Source organism: Nonomuraea sp. CA-143628, assembly GCF_050942315.1.
In the GTDB taxonomy this organism is placed as follows: domain Bacteria; phylum Actinomycetota; class Actinomycetes; order Streptosporangiales; family Streptosporangiaceae; genus Nonomuraea.
This window is the reverse complement of record NZ_CP192072.1, coordinates 2,026,996-2,045,667: the sequence shown is the minus strand read 5'-3', so window position 1 is coordinate 2,045,667 and position 18,672 is coordinate 2,026,996. Positions and strand designations below refer to the sequence as shown.

Sequence of the window (18,672 nt, the reverse complement as noted above, 5' to 3'; positions counted from 1 at the left end):
CACTGCCATGTACGGCCTGCGACCGCATGCGCGGCCGTCCGGGTCGTCGGCAGCCGTGAACTTCACCGGCGCCAGTATTCTTTGACCATGCCCGCACCGCACTGGCCCGCGCCCACCGCGACCGCTCCCGTGGTCGCGTCGATCCACCTGCCCGGCTCCAAATCCGTGACCAACCGCGCGCTGCTCCTCGCCGCACTGGCCGACGGCCCCGGCATGGTGCGCCAGGCACTGCGCAGCCGCGACGCCGACCTCATGGTGGCGGCGCTGCGTGCCCTGGGCGCCACCTTGACACCGGTGCACGAGACCACGGCCGCCGTCGACTGGCAGGTGACGCCCGGCCCGATCCGTGGCGGCGCGAGCATCGACGCGGGCCTGGCGGGCACCGTCATGCGCTTCGTGCCGCCGATGGCCGCCCTGGCCGACGGCCCGGTCGCCTTCGACGGCGACCCGCACGCCCGCAAGCGCCCCATGGGTCCCATCCTCGACGCTCTGCGCGCGCTCGGCGCCCGCGTCGACAACGACGCCCTGCCCTTCACCATCCACGGCCCGCTGGCGGGCGGCGAGGTCACGCTCGACGCGTCGGGTTCGTCGCAGTTCGTCTCGGGGCTGCTGCTCACGGCGGCGCGCTTCGAGAAGGGCGTCACGATCCGCCACGTCGGCCCGCCCGTGCCGTCGCAGCCGCACATCGAGATGACGATCCAGATGCTCAGGGCGGCCGGGGTGACGGTCGACGACAGCGAGCGCGACATCTGGCGGGTCGAGCCGGGACCGATCGCGGCCAGGGACCTGGCCGTCGAGCCCGACCTGTCCAACGCGGCGCCCTTCCTGAGCGCGGCCCTGGTCACGGGCGGCACGGTCACCATCCCCGGCTGGCCCCACACGACCACGCAGCCGGGCGACGCCCTGCGCCACCTGCTCACCTCGATGGGCGCCACGGTCCGGCTGTCCCCGGCGGCACACGAGGCGGCAGGCGAGGCCGGCTCCCTGACCGTGACCGGCACCGGGCGGATCGAGGGCATCGACGCCGACCTGCGCGAGGTGGGCGAGCTGACGCCGACGATCGCCGCGCTGGCCGCACTGGCGAGCTCGCCGTCCCGGATCCGGGGCGTGGCGCACCTGCGCGGCCACGAGACCGATCGCCTGGCCGCCCTGGTCACCGAGATCACCCGGCTGGGCGGCGACGCGGAGGAGACCGACGACGGCCTGCTCATCCGCCCCCGCCCGCTGCACGGCGGCGTCTTCCACAGCTACGACGACCACCGCATGGCCACGGCCGGAGCGGTCATCGGGCTGGCGGTCCCGGACATCGAGGTGGAGAACATCGCGACGACGGCCAAGACGCTCCCGGAGTTCGTCCAGATGTGGACGACCATGCTGGGCGAGCGATGACCACCCGCCCGACGCGGATGCTCGTGCGGGCGGCCATGCCGGTCGGCATGGTGGGATGGACACGCGGGCACGATTCGCTGGGCACCCCGCCCGGTGGGGCAACATGTGGACAGGACCGCCACGGCGAACGGGCGGCGCACGGCGACATGGGGGTAGACCGCTGAGAAAGCGGGAGTACGACGAGGACGACGTACGGGTCAGGCCGGGCAAGGGCTCACGGCCGCGGACCCGGATCCGGCCTGCGCATGAGGACGCCGTGGAGGGGTTCGTGGTCGCCGTCGACCGGGGCCGCTACACCGCGCTGGTCGGGCCCGAACGCGCCAAGGGATCGGCCCAGAAGCGCAAGCAGCCCGAGCGTCGCCTGGTCACCGCCATGAAGGCGCGCGAGCTCGGCCGCAAGGGCATCGTCGTCGGCGACCGGGTGGCCCTCGTGGGCGACGTCTCGGGCCGCCCCGACGCCCTGGCCAGGGTCGTACGCGTCGAGCCGCGCACGTCGATGCTGCGCCGTTCGGCCGACGACGTCGAGGACACCGACGGCATCGAACGCCCCGTGGTGGCCAACGCCGACCAACTGGTCATCGTGACGGCCCTCGCCGACCCGCCGCCCCGGCCACGCATGATCGACCGGATCCTGGTGGCCGCCTTCGACGCCGAGATCGAAACACTCCTCTGCCTCACCAAGTCGGACCTGGCGCCGCCCGACGAGCTGGTGGCGATGTACGAACCGCTCGGGGTGTCGCACGTCGTCGTCCACAAGGGCGGCTCACTGGAGCAACTCCGCGACCACCTGACCGGCCGCCTCAGCGTCATGGTCGGCCACTCGGGCGTGGGCAAGTCGACCCTGGTCAACGCCCTCGTCCCGGCCGCCAACCGGGCGGTCTCCCAGGTCAACGCCGTCACCGGCCGCGGCCGCCACACCTCGACCTCGGCCGTGGCCCTCGAGCTCCCGGAGGGCGGCTGGATCATCGACACGCCCGGCGTACGCAGCTTCGGCCTGGCCCACGTGTCGGTCGAGACCGTCCTCGCCTCCTTCCCCGACCTCATCGAAGGCACGGTCAACTGCCCCAAGGGCTGCACCCACCTGGACGCCGACTGCGCGCTGGGCCCCTGGGTGGCGGCCGGGCACGCCGAGCCGGCCCGTCTGGAGTCCCTCCGCCGCCTCCTGTCCAGCCGCGAGGGCACGCCGGACGACGGCACCTGAGGCCCCGCAGCGGGACTTATCAGAAGAATCAGCCATCCGTCGGGGAACGGGACTTACCAGAAATGCAGGGCCGCTCGACTGATGTTCGGGAGGTAAGTCACGGTAGCGTGGCTCATCGTGACGGGTTATAACGATGATCTACGTCTGGCGCATGTCATGGCGGACCACGCCGATGACCTGACCATGCGAAGGTTCAAGGCGGTCGATCTCAAGGTCGACACCAAGCCGGACCTCACGCCGGTCAGCGATGCCGATCGCGCTGTCGAGGAGGCCATTCGCGGCACCCTCCGGCGGGCCCGGCCGCGTGACGCGGTCGTGGGCGAGGAGTTCGGCAAGACGGGCTGGGGTGCCAGATCCTGGATCATCGACCCGATCGACGGCACCAAGAACTACGTGCGCGGCGTGCCCGTGTGGGCGACGCTGATCTCGCTGATGGAGTACGGCCAGGTCAAGGTGGGCCTGGTGTCCGCCCCCGCCCTGGGCAAGCGCTGGTGGGCGGCCACCGAGGGCGGCGCCTGGACCGGCAAGAGCCTGACCAAGGCGACCCGGATGCGCGTCTCGTCGGTCTCCGATCTGGAGAACGCGTCCTTCTCCTACTCCAGCTTCGGCGGCTGGGAGAAGATGGGCCGCCTCGACAACTTCCTCGACCTCGGCCGGGCCTGCTGGCGCACCAGGGCCTATGGCGATTTCTGGTCGCACATGATGGTCGCGGAGGGCTCGGTGGAGGTGTCCGCCGAGCCGGAGCTGTCGCCGTGGGACATGGCGGCCCTCACCGTGATCGTCGAGGAGGCCGGTGGCAGGTGGACGGACCTCGCGGGCGTCCCCGGGCTGGAGGGCGGCAGCATGGTCTGCACCAACGGCCTCCTGCACGACGAGGTCCTCAGACGCCTGAACGCCTCATAGCGCCAGCACCCGCGCCACGGCAGCCAGCAAGCTGTCGCGATATGTCCCACCAAAGAGCACCACGTGGACGAGCAGCGGATGCAGCTGATGCAGCGGCACCCGCTCCCGCCACCCGTCCGCGAGCGGCGTCTCCTCCTGGTAGGCCCCCAGGATCCGATCCAGGTAGGGCGCCCCGAACAACGCCAGCATCGCCAGATCCGTCTCCCGATGCCCGCCGTGCGCCGCCGGGTCGATGAGCACTCCGCGTCCGTCCGACCAGAGCACGTTCCCGCTCCACAGATCGCCGTGGATGCGCGCCGGCGGCTCCGGTGGCCCCGCCACCTCGCCGAACCGCGACACGGCCCGCTCGATGAGCGCCACGTCCCGCGCGGGCAGCCGCGCCTGCCGTACGAAGGGCAGCACCCGGCGGGTGGCGTAGAAGGCCGGCCAGTCGTCGGCGGGCGCGTTGTCCATCGGCAGGTCGGCGATGAAGCCCGGCCAGGGCGCGCCGAAGGCGGGCGCGCCGGCGCTGTGCAGCCGCGCGAGATCGCGCCCGAACCGCTCGGCGGCCGCCGCCGTCGGCGCCGAGGTGTCCACCCACGAGAGTACGAGCCGATCCCCGGAGACCTCGACCACCTCCGGCACGGCGATGACCTCACCCAGCCACCGCAGCCCTTCGGCCTCGGAGGTGAACACCGGAGAAACGGCTCCGGTCTTGGCGAACACCACGCGCCCGTCGTCGAGCACGCCCCGCTGCAGCCGCCACCCGTGGGAGGCTCCCAGGTCTTCAGCCAATCTCATCGGCGATGTGCTTCGCGACGCCGTCGGAAGCGGCCTCGACCAGCCGCAGCACCTCTTCGAAACCTTCGTCCCCGCCGTAGTAGGGATCGGGCACCTCGGCGCCCTCCGGCGCGTCGGGGTCGAACGAGCGGAACAGCCGTACCTCCACGCCCTCGGGGGCCATCCGCCGCAGGAACGACAGGTTGTCCCGGTCCATGGCCAGCACCAGGTCGTAGCGGTCGAACCAGCCGGAAGTGAACTGCCTGGCCCGGTGCGCGGAGCCGTCATAGCCGTGGTCGGCCAGTGTCCGCAGAGCCCGCGCGTCCATGGGATCGCCCGCGTGCCAGCCGCCGGTGCCGGCGCTGTCGACGGCCACCTGTTCATCGAGTCCGTGGTCGGCCAGAGTCCGTCTGAGCACGGTCTCCGCCATAGGTGAACGGCAGATGTTTCCCATGCACACCAGGCATACGCGATAGGTCATACCTCCCATCATGAGGGTGACCAGGGCCGTTCACCGTCCGTTCACCCCCGGTAGGGGGATTGAGTCACTTTCGCGGCATAACTTCGTGGCGACTAAGGACCGAGTGGGAGGAAACCCAACCGTGAAGTATGCAGGCCGGCTCGCCGCCGTCGCCGTCGTCGGCGCGCTCTCGCTCGCTGCGTGCGGCACAGACAACAACAGCGGCGCCGACGCCACCGCGTCCGCCGGTGCCACCACCGCCGCGGGTAACGACAACGGTCTGAGCGGCACGATCAACGCCGCCGGATCCTCGGCCCAGGCCAACGCGATCGACCAGTGGAAGAAGGACTTCCAGAGCAAGAACCCCGGGGCCAGCCTGAACTACCAGCCCAGCGGTTCGGGCGCGGGTGTCCAGGCCTTCATCCAGGGTACGGTCGCCTTCGCGGGTTCCGACTCGGCCCTCAAGGACGACAAGGGCGAGCCCGCCCAGGCCGACGCCCGGTGCAAGACCGGCAAGGCCATCAACATCCCGATGGTGACCGGCCCGATCGCGGTCGTCTACAACCTCCCGGGTGTCGACGGGCTGCAGCTGTCCCCCAAGACCCTCGGCGGCATCTTCAGCAGCAAGATCACCAAGTGGGACGACGCGGCCATCAAGGCCGACAACCCGCAGGCCAAGCTGCCTTCGACGCCGATCCAGGCCTTCCACCGGGCTGACGAGTCCGGCACCAGCGACAACTTCACCAAGTTCCTCAAGGCCACGGCCGAGTGGCCGTACGAGCCCGCCAAGGCGTGGCCCGCCGAGGCCAAGGGCCAGGGCGCCAAGGGCTCCGACGGCATCGCCTCCTCGGTGAAGGGCGCCGAGGGCGCGATCAGCTACGTCGAGCTGTCGTTCGCCGAGAACTCCCAGCTCCAGAAGGCCAAGGTCGCCAACGGCGCGGGCGAGTTCGTCGAGCTGAACTCCGACAGCGCCGCCAAGACGATCGAGACCGCGGAGATCAAGGGCACGGGCAACGACCTGAAGCTCGGCATCGACTACGCCACCAAGACCGCGGGCGCGTACCCGATCGTCCTGGTGACGTACGAGATCACCTGCGAGAAGGGCCTGCCCGCCGACCAGGCGAAGCTGGTCAAGTCCTTCCTCACCTACACCGCCAGCGACGAGGGCCAGGCCGCGCTGAAGGATCTCGGTTACGCCCCGCTCGCGGGCGATTTGCTGACCAAGGTCCGCACCGCTGTCGAGGCGATCTCCTAGCAGCCGATGACGACCAACGTTCGTACCCGTGATGGCGGACCGGCCACGAGCCGGCCCGCCTCGCGGCGCAGCCATGGTGAAGGGCCCTTCCGCTACGCCGCCACCGGCGCGGGCGTCATCCTGCTGGGGATCATGGCGGCCATCGCCGTCTTCCTCATCAGCGAGGCGATCCCCGCCCTGCAGGCGAACAAGGGTCACTTCTTCTCCGAGCTGGTCTGGGACCCGAACGGCAGCCAGGTCTTCGGCATCGCCGCCCTGGCGTTCGGCACCGTGCTCAGCTCGGCCCTCGCGCTCGTCATCGCGACTCCCATCGCGGTCGGCGTGGCGCTGTTCATCTCCCACTACGCGCCCCGCCGCCTGGCCGGGCCGCTCGGTTACCTGATCGACCTGCTCGCCGCCGTCCCCAGCGTGGTGTACGGCCTGTGGGGCGTGGTCTTCCTGGTGCCGCTGCTCAAAGCGCCGTCGCAGTGGCTGAACGAGAACCTGGGCTGGTTCCCGCTCTTCGCCGGCGAGGGCGCCATCGGCGGCAAGACCATGATCGCTGGTTCTATCGTCCTGGCGATCATGATCCTGCCGATCATCGCGGCCATCTCCCGCGAGGTCTTCCTCCAGGCTCCCAAGATGAACGAGGAGGCGGCGCTCGCGCTCGGCGCCACCCGCTGGGAGATGATCCGGATGGCCGTACTGCCGTTCGGCCGCCCCGGCGTCATCAGCGCCGCGATGCTCGGCCTCGGCCGGGCGATGGGCGAGACCATCGCGGTCGCGCTGATCTTCCCCGCCACCTTCGACATCACCTTCGAGATCCTCACCCCGCACGCCAACAGCATCGCGGCGAACATCGCCAACGGCTTCGGTGAGGCCACCCCGATCGGCAGGGGCGCGTTGATCGCCTCCGGCCTGGTGCTGTTCGTCATCACCCTGCTCGTCAACATAGCGGCCCGTATGATCATCAACCGCCGCAAGGAGTACGCGAGGGCCGCCGCATGACCGCGATCCAGCACATCTCGACCAGCCGCCGCATCAAGGACCGCGTCGTCCAGGGGCTGGTCTACCTGGCGTTCGCCCTGGCCGTGGTGCCGCTCGTGTCCGTGCTCTACCTGGTGGTCAAGAACGGTCTCGGGCGCTTCGACCTGGAATTCCTCACGCACTCGATGCGCAACATCGGCGCCCGCGACGCGGGTGGCGGCGCCTACCACGCGATCATCGGCACGCTGGAACAGGTCCTGCTCGCCTCGGTCATCTCCGTCCCCATCGGGCTGCTGACCGCGATCTACCTGGTCGAGTACGGCAACGGCGGCCGGTTGAGCCGGTACATCAGCTTCTTCGTGGACGTCATGACCGGCGTCCCCTCTGTCGTCGCCGGCCTGTTCATCCTGGCGTTCTGGGTCCTGTTCCTGGGCCAGCCGTTCTCCGGGTTCGCCGGGGCGCTGGCGCTGTCGATCCTGATGATGCCGACCGTGGTCAGATCGGCCGAGGAGATGCTCCGCCTGGTCCCCAACGACCTGCGCGAAGCCTCGTACGCGCTGGGTGTGGCCAAGTGGCGCACGATCATGAAGGTCGTCCTGCCGACCGCGCTGACCGGCATCATCACCGGCGTCATGCTGGCCGTGGCCAGAGTCGCCGGCGAGACCGCGCCGCTGCTGCTCACCGTGTTCTTCACCGACTCCATCAACAACGACCCGTTCAGCGGGCCGCAGATGGGGCTCCCCCTGTTCGTCTTCGACCAGGCGGCGCGTCCCAACGACACCGCCGTGGATCGGGCCTGGACCGGAGCCCTCACGCTCATCCTGATCGTCATGCTGCTCAACCTGGTCGCGCGCCTGATCGCCCGGTGGCGCGCACCTGCCAGAGGCCGATAAGGGGTAAAGCCACTATGTCCAAGCAGATCCAGGTCTCCGGCCTCCACGCCTACTACGGGGGCCACAAGGCCATCGAGGACGTCTCGATGACGATCGAGCCGCGCTCGATCACCGCGTTCATCGGCCCGTCCGGGTGCGGCAAGTCGACGTTCCTGCGCACGCTCAACCGCATGCACGAGGTCATCCCCGGCGCGCGCGTGGAGGGCAAGGTGCTGCTCGACGGCGAGGACCTGTACGCCTCCAGCGTCGAGCCGGTCTCGGTGCGCCGGATGATCGGCATGGTCTTCCAGCGCCCCAACCCGTTCCCCACGATGTCGATCTACGAGAACGTGGCCGCCGGGCTCCGGCTCAACGGCCGCGTCGCCAAGTCGGAGATGGACGGCATCGTCGAGACGTCACTGAAGGGCGCCAACCTCTGGAATGAGGTCAAGGACCGCCTCAACAAGCCCGGCGCGGGCCTGTCGGGCGGCCAGCAGCAGCGACTCTGCATAGCCAGGGCCATCGCGGTCCAGCCGCAGGTGCTGCTGATGGACGAGCCCTGCTCCGCGCTCGACCCGATCTCCACACTGGCCATCGAGGACCTGATGGCCAAGCTCAAGGACGACTACACGATCGTGATCGTCACCCACAACATGCAGCAGGCCGCCCGGGTCAGCGACCGGACCGCCTTCTTCAACCTCGCCGAGCAGGGCAAGCCCGGCAAGGTCGTCGAGATGGACGAGACCTCCCGCATGTTCACCAACCCCACAGAGAAGGCGACCGAGGACTACATCACCGGGCGCTTCGGCTGATGATCCACCAGCAGGCGGCATCCAGTGTGAACGGGGACACGAGGACGAAGCCCATCCTGCTCATCGCGGACCCGGACAACGGGGTCGTGGAGGACGTGGCCACCGCCCTCGAACGCGAGGGCGTCTCGGTCACCGGCGTCCCCGACGGCGCCCAGGGCCTGATCCAGGCCGGGGCGCTGCAGCCTGACGTGGTACTCGTGTCGGCCACGCTGCCGGTCATCGGCGCCGTCGACTTCGTACGGGCGGTACGGCTCTCACGGGCCGTGCCCGTTCTGCTCGGCGTCGGCGAGGGGCACGCCGAGCAGGCCGTACAGGCGCTCGCCGCCGGTGCCGTCGCCTGCGTGGCCAGGCCGTACCGGGTGCCGGAATTATTGCCGTTCATCCACGCGGCCTCTCCCGAGGGCCGCGAGGTGCTGGTCGTGGGCGGCGTCGAACTCGACGCACAGGCATACCAGGTGCGGGTGGACGGGCGGGTGGTGCATCTGCCGCTGCGCGAGTTCGAGCTGCTGCAGTATCTGATGCGCAACGCGAACCGCACGGTCACGCGCGAGCAGATCATGCGACATGTGTGGCACACGGTGTCCAGCACCTCGACGAACACCATCGCGGTGCACGTCAAGCGGCTGCGGGCCCGGTTGGGCGACGACGAGGACGCACTGATCCAGACGGTCCGCGGCGTGGGCTACCGCCTGATCGCCCCCACCCCCTCCGACCCTGTGTGACCCTGCTCGGCCCTGTACGACCGGCATGGCCCTGTGCGGCCCTGCACGCCCCTGTGAGACCCTGCTTGGCCCTGTAAGACCCTATGCAGCTGTTCAGCTCTGTGTGACTACGTTCCGCCCCGCTTAACCCTGCTTAACCCCGTTCAGCCGGTGAACGCCCATCCGGCCCCGTGTGACCTCCCTTCGGTCAGGCGTGGCACGACCGGAAAGACTTCATGATCCGCTCGGCCACGCCCTGAACGGTCGCGATGCCCTGGCCGGTGTCGGCGTTGTTCTCGGTCAGTACGGCCAGCGCGTAGTCATGGCCGTGGCCGTGGATGAGGCCGACGCTGACGATGGCCCAGCGCTTGGTGGACACGCGCTTCAGCCAGCCGTTCTTCAGCGCGACATGATCGCCCTTGCATTTGGCGGCGCTCACGCCCCAGTTCTGGCCGTCGATCACCTTGCCCATCAGCCTGAGCACCTGCGCACGATCCTTGGCCCGGAGCGGGCTCTTGGCCGACACGAGTGCCTTCATCAGCCGCACCTGGTCTTCGGCCGAAGTGCTGGTGATGCCCCAGCAGTACAGGTCGACGCAGTCACCCGGAACCCCCTGAGTGTGGCGGAGCCCGAACTTCTTGCCCGCCTTCGTGAACCCGGCGGCCCCACCGATGCGCAGCCAGAGACGGTCGGCGGCGTGGTTGTCGCTGTAGCGGATCATGAGATCGGCGTCGCGCCTGGTGGCCTTCGAGAGCTTGTGCCAGGGGGTCTTGAGGAGGAGCGCCATGAGGATCTGCACTTTGGCGGTGCTCGCGGTGATGAGGTGTTCGCTGCGGTGATAACGGTAGAGGCGCCCGGTGGTGAGATCTTTGACCATCGCTGTGACGGGCCCCGGACGCCCGGCCAGGTAGCGATCGAGCCGCTTGGTGATCTTCTTGGCCGCGATCGGCGGATCCGGTTTGGGCTTCTTGCGATGCTTCACCGGCGCGGGGACCTCGACCAGCGCCTGCTGCTGAACCAGGACCGGGGCCTGCCGGTGGAAGGCGGCGGGACGCTGGATCGGCTCTCGCTGGGATGGCACCGGCCAGACGGCCAAGAGCAGCAGGAGAAGCCCTGCTGAGGCCACGCGAGAGAACCCCCCGACGCCCCTGCCCGCCACCATTCGTGAATTATCACGAATGGTCCTGATGTGACGCTAGTGGCCAGTGGTGCCCAGTTTGACGTTCGAGTCGGCGTCACAGATGCCCCATTCGGCAAGCCCTGCGGGGCGGCCGTCTGGCGGCCCGACCTGGCCGTCAGACAGGACCCTGCGACGACCTCGAAGATCCCGGCGCTGGAGCGGCCCGCGTTCACAAAGGTCGCGGCCGCCGCGCCGCTCATCAACGTCATCACCGCCGTCGGCCGGTTTCAGCGCGACCCGCAGAACGAACTCACCGCCGAAGGAATCGCTTCTCCTCGCTGCCAGTCCATTGCTCGGTCCGCGTTCTTCCGCCCGGCAGGTTCGGGCAGGGAAGATGTCGAGGGCTGTGGGCCTTGTTTCAGCGTCGGTTGCCGCCGTTCGGGCTGGGCACCCCTGGCCTGGTGAGGCGTTCGGGGTCGACGATCTTGTCGTACAGGTCCTCCGCGACGCCGCATTCGAGTGCGGCGTCCTTGAGCGCCAGCCCCTTGTCGAGGGCGTGGTGCGCGATGCGGGCGGCCTGGTCGTAACCGACGACGGGGCTGAGGGCGGTCACCATCATGATCGAGCTGTCGATGTAGCGGTGCAGGGTCTCGATGTTCAGCCGGGCTCCTTCGACCAGATACGTGCGGAAGTGGTCCATCATGTCGGCCAGGATGCGCGCCGAATGCAGGACGTTCTTGATGATGACCGGGCGGAAGGCGTTCAGCTCGAAGTTGCCCTCGGCGCCTGCCATGGACACTGCGGTGTCGTTGCCGGTCACCTGAATGGCGACCATCAGCATGGCCTCGGCCTGCGTCGGGTTGACCTTGCCCGGCATGATCGACGAACCCGGTTCGTTGGCCGGCAGGATCAGCTCACGCAGCCCCGTACGTGGCCCGGAGCCGAGCCAGCGCAGGTCGTTCGCGAACTTGAACAGCGGCACGGCCAAGGCGCGCAGCGCCGCCGAGACCCGGACGAGATCGTCGCACGAGGCCTGGGCGGCGAACTTGTTCGGCGCGCCGGTGAAGGGCCGCCCGGTGAGCTCGGCGATCTGCCGGGCCATCTCCTCGCCGAACCCCGGCGGCGCATTCAGCCCGGTGCCGACCGCGGTGCCGCCGATCGCCAGCCGATACAGCCCGGTACGGGTACGTTCGAGATGGTCGATGGCCGCGCCGAGCTGGGCGGCGTAGCCAGACCACTCCTGGCCGACGGTCAACGGGGTGGCGTCCTCCAGGTGAGTACGCCCAATCTTGACGATGTGCTCCCACTCGCCGCTCTTGGCCTCGGCGCTGTCACGCAGCCGGTCGGCGGCGGGGAGCACGTGTTCGTCGATGGCCTCGGCGGCGGCGAGGTGCATGGCGGTGACGAAGGTGTCGTTGGACGACTGGCCCATGTTCACGTCGTCATTGGGATGGATCGGATCCTTGCTGCCGAGCCGTCCGCCGACGAGCTGGATCGCCCGGTTGGACATCACCTCGTTGACGTTCATGTTGGTCTGGGTACCCGAGCCGGTCTGCCAGACGTACAGCGGGAACTCACCGTCCAGCTCGCCGCGGATGACCTCGTCGGCGACCCGGCTGATGAGGTCGGCCTGCCAGTGGGAGAGGCGGCCCGCGCGGGCGTTGACGATCGCCGCCGCCTTCTTGATGTAGCCGTAGGCGTGGTAGACGGCCTTCGGCATGCGATCGTCGCCGATGTCGAAGTGGATCAGGGAACGCTGGGTCTGGGCGCCCCAATAGTGCTCGGCCGGCACCTCCACCTCGCCGAGTGAGTCGCTCTCCGTCCGGGTGCCAGTGTCCGCGAGTCCGATCGGCACGTCCTGGACGCGGGGCGCGCTCACCGCCCGTGCCCGTTCCCGTTGGCGTGGACCGGCCGGTAGGTGGGCTGCCACATGGTGTCCTGGACCTGCTGGATCGTGTTGCGCAGGTCGGTGCGGGCGAGGTGCTCCTCGGCCGCCTTGTCGGCGACCGCCACGGCGACCGAGGCGGAGACCTCGCGCAGGTTGTCCACCTGCGGCAGCAGTGACGCGCCCGGGGTCGAGACGTCCACCATGCGGCCCACCGCCTCGGCGGCGGCCTGCAGCATGCCGGGACTGACCCGGCGGGCCCGGGCGACGACGACGCCCAGTCCCAGCCCGGGATAGAGCATGGCGTTGTTGGCCTGGGCGATGACGTAGGTGACGCCGTTGTAGGTGATCGGCTCGACCGGGATGCCCGTGGCGATCAGTGCCCGGCCGTCGCTCCAGCGGATCAGATCGGCGGGCATCGCCTCGATCCGCTCGGTCGGGTTGGAGATCGGGAAGATGATCGGCCGCTCGACCCCCGCGGCCATCGTGCGCACGATCTGCTCGGTGAACGCGCCGTGCACGGTGGAGGTGCCGAGCAGCATGGTCGGCTTGACCCGCTTGACGACCTCGGCCAGCGAGATGCCTGCGGCGTCCTTGGACCAGCCGCGCACCTCGGCCTGTGAACGGGCATAGGGCCGCTGGAAGTCACGCAGGTCCTTCATGCCGTCAATGAGCAGGCCCTGCTTGTCGACCGGCCAGATCCGCCGGGTCGCGCTCTCCTCGTCCAGACCGGCGCGGACCATCGCGTCGCGCAGTTGGTCGGCGATGCCGATGCCGGCGGTGCCGGCGCCGAAGACGACGATCCGCTGCTCGTCCATGGTGGTCGCGGACGCCCGAACGGCGCCGAGCATGGCGGCCAGCACGATCGCTCCGGTGCCCTGCATGTCGTCGTTGAAGGTCGAGAGGCGATCGGTGTACTTCTCCAGGATGCGGCGGGCGTTCGACGGGCCGAAGTCCTCCCAGTGCAGCATCGCGCCGGGGAACATCCGGGCCGCCGTCTTCACGTAGGCGTCGATGAAGTCGTCGTAACGCTTACCCCGCACCCGGGCGTGCCGGTTGCCGACATAGCCCGGGTCGTTCAGCAGCGCCTCATTGTCGGTGCCCACGTCCAGGGCGACGGGTACGGCCCGGCCGGGGTCGATCCCCGCGGCAGCGGTGTAGACGGCCAGCTTGCCGACCGCGATGCCGGCCCCGCCGCCCACGCCCCAGTCGCCGATGCCCAGGATCTCCTCGGCATCGGAGGCCACGATCAGATCCACATCGTCCGGCCCCAGCTGCAGGCTCTGGAACGCCAGCTCAATCCCATCCGGGTCATCGACGGACAGATACACTCCCCGCGGGCGCCGGTATTCATGGCTGTAGCTGCGGATCGCCTCGGCGACGGTGGGGTCGTACACGATGGGCAGCATCTCGCGCAGGTGGTCGCCCAGCAGCCGGTAGTACAGCACCTCGTTCCGGTCGCGGAGGCCCTCTAGGAAGACGTTCTTCAGTAGGTCAGTCGGCTGCGCACGATACTGCGCGTACGACCGGCTCACCTGCTCGTCCAAAGTCTCGACCACCGGCGGCAGCAGGCCCTCCAGACCCAGGTCCGCTCGCTCCTGCGGCGAGAAGGCCGTGCCCTTGTTCAGCAGCGGCTCGCGCAGCACCGCGAGGCCGCGCAGCGACGAGACATAGCTTCCATCGGCCTGCTCGGCGAACATCGGACCTGCCAGATCCGGCTTCCTCTTGCCAGGCGACATCAGGATCCCCTTCCAGCAAGGCACCCCTGATCAAGGGTGCGGCTGCCCCTCTCACGCCCTTCCCCACCACAGCCCAGAGCCGTCCCTCATATCGGGCAAAATAGATTTACGCGAAAAATGCTGCCTTATCAGACATGCCCCTGACGTGGGCATTCTCCGTCACATGGACGTCATCACCCACGCCGCGAGCGGCTCCGTCGGTGCGACGCTGGACCGGCTGAAGCAGCTGATCGCCTGGAAAGGGCTGACGCTCTTCACCGTCATCCAACACGACGTGGCCGCCGCGGCGGCCCGGCTGAGCATGCGGCCCGCCAAGGCCGTGATCTTCGGCAGCCCGACCGCAAAACCCCGATCATGGTCACCGCGCCGGTTCGAGTCCGCTCAGGAGCCCGGTTCGGGGTCTTCGAGGGTCGGGATCGTGGGAGAGAGCAGGATGTCGGCGTGCTCGCTCAGCCGACCACGGACGAGCCGGTAGACGCGGAACTCGTTCGGGTGAGCGCCTTCGTCGTCCCAGAGATGGAGCAGGCCGTAGGAGCCGGGCGCGATCTGGCCGATCCGCTGGAACAGCTCGAGGACAATGTCGCTCCAGCCGCCATTGCGGTTGGGCTGGCCGGCCACATGCAGACAGGGGACGCCGTTCAGCCAACGCAGATCGATCAGACCGTAGTCGGGGAGCCGCGCCAGATGGGCGCGAATCTCCTCCACCTGCCGCTCCAGGAGATCGTCGTGGCCGTCCTCTCCATGAGGCCGTCGTAGCGAGGCCGTCCACTCTTCGTCGACGCGGGCCGTCTGTCGGATGGTCACCCATCCGTGGTACTCCATCATCGCCATCCCCTTCGCCGTCTCTCCGTCTCCTCCGCCGTTTCTCCACCGCCTTGGCCTTCTCCACAGCATCTTGGCCGCCGCTCCAGCAGGCCGCCTTCAGGCCACCTCGTGCGGACCGAGCCCTCGGAGCGAGGCTTCCAGGCCCTGAGGACGGCGAGAGGGCCGGGAACGCAGAGAAGCCCGGGAACGGCGCCTGACCCCATAACGCAAAAAGGGGCCCCACCCGCAAGGCGTGAGACCCATGGCCGCGAACGAGCCGAGCGCGTTACCGCCCATCGCGTTACCGTCCATAAGCCCTGAACGGGTCCCAGCCCGCTAAAACCCCTCCGCTAAGCCCTGAACGGGTTCCGTCCGCTACAGCCCTTCACACACCTGACCCCCGGGGACGACCCGTAACGCAAAAAGGGGGAACCGCGCTCAAAGCGAGGCCCCACAACGCGAAAAAGGGCCCCACAAACGTGGAGCCCTTTCCCGTAACCAAAGATTGTCCGGCGGTGACCTACTCTCCCACACCCTCCCGAGTGCAGTACCATCGGCGCTGGGAAGCTTAACTTCCGGGTTCGGAATGTAACCGGGTGTTTCCTTCCCGCCATAACCGCCGTAACCCTATGAAACTGTCAAACACACACGCGTTTGCTGTTTCAGAATCACATAGTGGACGCGAGCAAGATGCTTTGTGGTCAAGTCCTCGGCCTATTAGTACCGGTCAGCTCCACACGTTACCGTGCTTCCACCTCCGGCCTATCAACCCGGTCGTCTACCGGGAGCCTTACCCACTCTCATGGTGGGAGACCTCATCTCAAGGCGAGCTTCCCGCTTAGATGCTTTCAGCGGTTATCCCTTCCGAACGTAGCCAACCAGCCGTGCACCTGGCGGTACAACTGGCACACCAGAGGTTCGTCCGTCCCGGTCCTCTCGTACTAGGGACAGCCCCTTTCAAGTCTCCTGCGCGCGCAGCGGATAGGGACCGAACTGTCTCGCGACGTTCTAAACCCAGCTCGCGTACCGCTTTAATGGGCGAACAGCCCAACCCTTGGGACCTACTCCAGCCCCAGGATGCGACGAGCCGACATCGAGGTGCCAAACCATCCCGTCGATATGGACTCTTGGGGAAGATCAGCCTGTTATCCCCGGGGTACCTTTTAGCCGTTGAGCGACACCGCTTCCACACGCCGATGCCGGATCACTAGTCCCAGCTTTCGCTCCTGCTCGACCCGTCAGTCTCACAGTCAAGCTCCCTTGTGCACTTACACTCAACACCTGATTGCCAACCAGGCTGAGGGAACCTTTGGGCGCCTCCGTTACCCTTTAGGAGGCAACCGCCCCAGTTAAACTACCCACCAGACACTGTCCCCGATCCGGATCACGGACCAGAGTTAGACGTTCAAAACGACCAGAGTGGTATTTCACCAATGACTCCACCCGAACTAGCGTCCGAGCTTCCCAGTCTCCCACCTATCCTACACAAGACGCTCCAAACGCCAATGTCAAGCTGTAGTGAAGGTCCCGGGGTCTTTCCGTCCTGCTGCGCGTAACGAGCATCTTTACTCGTAGTGCAATTTCGCCGGGTCTGCGGTTGAGACAGCGGGGAAGTCGTTACGCCATTCGTGCAGGTCGGAACTTACCCGACAAGGAATTTCGCTACCTTAGGATGGTTATAGTTACCACCGCCGTTTACCGGCGCTTAAGTTCTCACCTTCGCCAACTTACGTCGGCTAAGCAGTCCCCTTAACGTTCCGGCACCGGGCAGGCGTCAGTCCGTATACATCGTCTTACGACTTCGCACGGACCTGTGTTTTTAGTAAACAGTCGCTTCCCCCTGGCCACTGCGACCCCCACCAGCTCACAGAGCTAGCCTGATCACCAGCAGAGGTCCCCCTTCTCCCGAAGTTACGGGGGCAATTTGCCGAGTTCCTTAACCGCAGTTCACCCGATCGCCTTAGTATTCTCTACCTGACCACCTGAGTCGGTTTAGGGTACGGGCCGCCACAACACTCACTAGAGGCTTTTCTCGGCAGCATAGGATCATCCACTTCACCACAATCGGCTCGGCATCACATCTCAGGCATACAGAACGCGGATTTGCCTACGTTCAGCCCTACATGCTTACCCCAGGACAACCATCGCCTGGGCTGGACTACCTTCCTGCGTCACCCCATCGCTTACCTACTACCCGATCGGATCGAGCGTTCAGCCTCACCCCTAGTCCCGAAGGACATCAGAGGACTTAAGGACTCTTAGCATCACGAGGTTCGATATGGGCGCATTGAAGCGGGTACGGGAATATCAACCCGTTGTCCATCGACTACGCCTGTCGGCCTCGCCTTAGGTCCCGACTTACCCTGGGCGGATTAGCCTGCCCCAGGAACCCTTGGTCATCCGGCGCGAGGGTTTCTCACCCTCGATTCGCTACTCATGCCTGCATTCTCACTCGCATACGCTCCACGGCTAGATCACTCTGCCGCTTCACCGCATACACGACGCTCCCCTACCCATCAACACAGACGAATCTGCATCAATGCCACGACTTCGGCGGTGTACTTGAGCCCCGCTACATTGTCGGCGCGGAATCACTTGACCAGTGAGCTATTACGCACTCTTTCAAGGGTGGCTGCTTCTAAGCCAACCTCCTGGTTGTCTCTGCGACTCCACATCCTTTCCCACTTAGCACACGCTTAGGGGCCTTAGTCGGTGATCTGGGCTGTTTCCCTCTCGACTACGAACCTTATCGCCCGCAGTCTCACTGCCACGCTCTCACTTACCGGCATTCGGAGTTTGGCTGACGTCAGTAACCTTGTCGGGCCCATCAGCCATCCAGTGCTCTACCTCCGGCAAGAAACACGCGACGCTGCACCTAAATGCATTTCGGGGAGAACCAGCTATCACGGAGTTTGATTGGCCTTTCACCCCTACACACAGATCATCCCCCAGGTTTTCAACCCTGGTGGGTTCGGTCCTCCACCCAGTCTTACCTGAGCTTCAACCTGCCCATGCGTAGATCACTCCGCTTCGGGTCTACAGCATGCGACTCAAACGCCCTCTTCAGACTCGCTTTCGCTACGGCTCCCCCACACGGGTTAACCTCGCCACACACCATAACTCGCAGGCTCATTCTTCAAAAGGCACGCAGTCACATCACACACCAGCAAGCTGATGTAAGCTCCTACGGCTTGTAGGCACACGGTTTCAGGTACTATTTCACGACCCCTCACCGGGGCACTTTTCACCTTTCCCTCACGGTACTCGTGCACTATCGGTCACCAGGGAGTATTTAGGCTTACCAGGTGGTCCTGGCAGATTCACACAGGATTTCTCGGGCCCCGTGCTACTTGGGATCCCCTCAAGAAGCCTTCAAGATTTCGCCTACCCGGCTCTCACGGTCTACGGCAGCCCTTCCCAGAGCTTTCGACTACCTCAAAGGTTTATCACTCCTTGGCCGATCGGCAGATCGACCCAGAGGGTCCCACGACCCCGGACATGCAACGCCTGCCGGCTATCACACACGCCCGGTTTAGCCTCATCCGCTTTCGCTCACCACTACTCACGGAATCACTCTTGTTTTCTCTTCCTACGGGTACTGAGATGTTTCACTTCCCCGCGTTACCACCAACCGCCCTATACATTCAGGCGGAGGCAACACCACATGACTGGTGCTAGGTTTCCCCATTCGGACATCCCCGGATCAACGTCTGGTTGGCGACTCCCCGAGGCTTAACGCAGCCTCCCACGTCCTTCATCGGCTCCTGATGCCAAGGCATCCACCGTGTGCCCTAAAAAACTTGGCC

At 66.9% G+C, this 18,672-nt stretch carries 14 protein-coding genes and 2 rRNA genes; 8 read left to right on the top strand and 8 right to left on the bottom strand.

The window, feature by feature from the left end; genetic code table 11:
- Nucleotides 1–87 precede the first annotated feature (87 nt).
- The 3 genes from aroA (at nucleotide 88) to hisN (ending at nucleotide 3,493) form a co-directional block, all read left to right on the top strand.
- The gene (aroA, locus tag ACQP2T_RS09560) at nucleotides 88–1,389 is read left to right on the top strand and encodes a 3-phosphoshikimate 1-carboxyvinyltransferase (RefSeq protein WP_433515806.1); all 1,302 of its coding nucleotides are present in this window, start codon (nucleotides 88–90) and stop codon (nucleotides 1,387–1,389) included.
- A gap of 103 nt (nucleotides 1,390–1,492) precedes the next feature.
- A complete protein-coding gene (rsgA, locus tag ACQP2T_RS09555; protein WP_433519745.1) occupies nucleotides 1,493–2,590 on the top strand; it encodes a ribosome small subunit-dependent GTPase A in 1,098 nt (365 codons plus the stop codon).
- 117 nt (nucleotides 2,591–2,707) lie between these two features.
- A complete protein-coding gene (gene hisN, locus ACQP2T_RS09550; RefSeq protein ID WP_433515805.1) occupies nucleotides 2,708–3,493 on the top strand; it encodes a histidinol-phosphatase in 786 nt (261 codons plus the stop codon).
- Here the strand turns inward: hisN and ACQP2T_RS09545 are convergent.
- Together ACQP2T_RS09545 and ACQP2T_RS09540 are read right to left on the bottom strand one after the other, a co-directional pair.
- Nucleotides 3,488–4,273 carry a fructosamine kinase family protein gene (locus ACQP2T_RS09545; protein ID WP_433515804.1) on the bottom strand — a complete coding sequence of 262 codons (786 nt, stop codon included), beginning with the start codon at nucleotides 4,271–4,273 and terminating at the stop codon, nucleotides 3,488–3,490. The genes hisN and ACQP2T_RS09545 overlap by 6 nt on opposite strands.
- Entirely contained in the window at nucleotides 4,260–4,733 is a 474-nt protein-coding gene (locus tag ACQP2T_RS09540) for a low molecular weight protein-tyrosine-phosphatase (protein ID WP_433515803.1), read from the bottom strand. The genes ACQP2T_RS09545 and ACQP2T_RS09540 overlap by 14 nt, the downstream gene beginning before the upstream one ends.
- 121 nt (nucleotides 4,734–4,854) lie before the next feature.
- On the opposite strand from ACQP2T_RS09540, the gene pstS reads away from it, so the two are divergent.
- From pstS to ACQP2T_RS09515, 5 genes are read left to right on the top strand one after another with little or no spacing between them, the layout of a single operon-like run.
- On the top strand, nucleotides 4,855–5,967 hold the full coding sequence (gene pstS / locus ACQP2T_RS09535) for a phosphate ABC transporter substrate-binding protein PstS (protein ID WP_433515802.1): 1,113 nt from the start codon (nucleotides 4,855–4,857) through the stop codon (nucleotides 5,965–5,967).
- Nucleotides 5,968–5,973: 6 nt separating this feature from the next.
- Nucleotides 5,974–6,954, top strand: a complete 981-nt coding sequence (gene pstC, locus ACQP2T_RS09530; protein WP_433515801.1) for a phosphate ABC transporter permease subunit PstC — start codon at nucleotides 5,974–5,976, stop codon at nucleotides 6,952–6,954.
- Nucleotides 6,951–7,826: a phosphate ABC transporter permease PstA gene (pstA, locus tag ACQP2T_RS09525; RefSeq protein WP_433515800.1), complete on the top strand. Its 876-nt coding sequence runs from the start codon at nucleotides 6,951–6,953 to the stop codon at nucleotides 7,824–7,826. The genes pstC and pstA overlap by 4 nt, the downstream gene beginning before the upstream one ends.
- Nucleotides 7,827–7,840: 14 nt before the next feature.
- The gene (gene pstB / locus ACQP2T_RS09520) at nucleotides 7,841–8,617 is read left to right on the top strand and encodes a phosphate ABC transporter ATP-binding protein PstB (RefSeq protein WP_433515799.1); all 777 of its coding nucleotides are present in this window, start codon (nucleotides 7,841–7,843) and stop codon (nucleotides 8,615–8,617) included.
- Between the two features lie 26 nt (nucleotides 8,618–8,643).
- Nucleotides 8,644–9,339: a response regulator transcription factor gene (locus ACQP2T_RS09515; RefSeq protein ID WP_433515798.1), complete on the top strand. Its 696-nt coding sequence runs from the start codon at nucleotides 8,644–8,646 to the stop codon at nucleotides 9,337–9,339.
- 187 nt (nucleotides 9,340–9,526) lie between these two features.
- Here ACQP2T_RS09515 and ACQP2T_RS09510 read toward each other — a convergent pair whose 3' ends face one another.
- The 6 genes from ACQP2T_RS09510 to ACQP2T_RS09485 form a co-directional block, all read right to left on the bottom strand.
- Nucleotides 9,527–10,444 (bottom strand): serine hydrolase, encoded by a 918-nt coding sequence (locus ACQP2T_RS09510; RefSeq protein WP_433515797.1) that lies wholly within the window; start codon nucleotides 10,442–10,444, stop codon nucleotides 9,527–9,529.
- A 412-nt stretch (nucleotides 10,445–10,856) separates the two neighbouring features.
- Nucleotides 10,857–12,317: a class II fumarate hydratase gene (locus tag ACQP2T_RS09505; RefSeq protein WP_433515796.1), complete on the bottom strand. Its 1,461-nt coding sequence runs from the start codon at nucleotides 12,315–12,317 to the stop codon at nucleotides 10,857–10,859.
- Nucleotides 12,314–14,062 carry an NAD-dependent malic enzyme gene (locus ACQP2T_RS09500; protein ID WP_433515795.1) on the bottom strand — a complete coding sequence of 583 codons (1,749 nt, stop codon included), beginning with the start codon at nucleotides 14,060–14,062 and terminating at the stop codon, nucleotides 12,314–12,316. The genes ACQP2T_RS09505 and ACQP2T_RS09500 overlap by 4 nt, the downstream gene beginning before the upstream one ends.
- Before the next feature lie 381 nt (nucleotides 14,063–14,443).
- On the bottom strand, nucleotides 14,444–14,866 hold the full coding sequence (locus ACQP2T_RS09495; protein WP_433515794.1) for an Imm7 family immunity protein: 423 nt from the start codon (nucleotides 14,864–14,866) through the stop codon (nucleotides 14,444–14,446).
- Between the two features lie 507 nt (nucleotides 14,867–15,373).
- Nucleotides 15,374–15,490 (bottom strand): 5S ribosomal RNA (rrf, locus tag ACQP2T_RS09490).
- 73 nt (nucleotides 15,491–15,563) lie between these two features.
- A 23S ribosomal RNA gene (locus ACQP2T_RS09485) occupies nucleotides 15,564–18,672 on the bottom strand.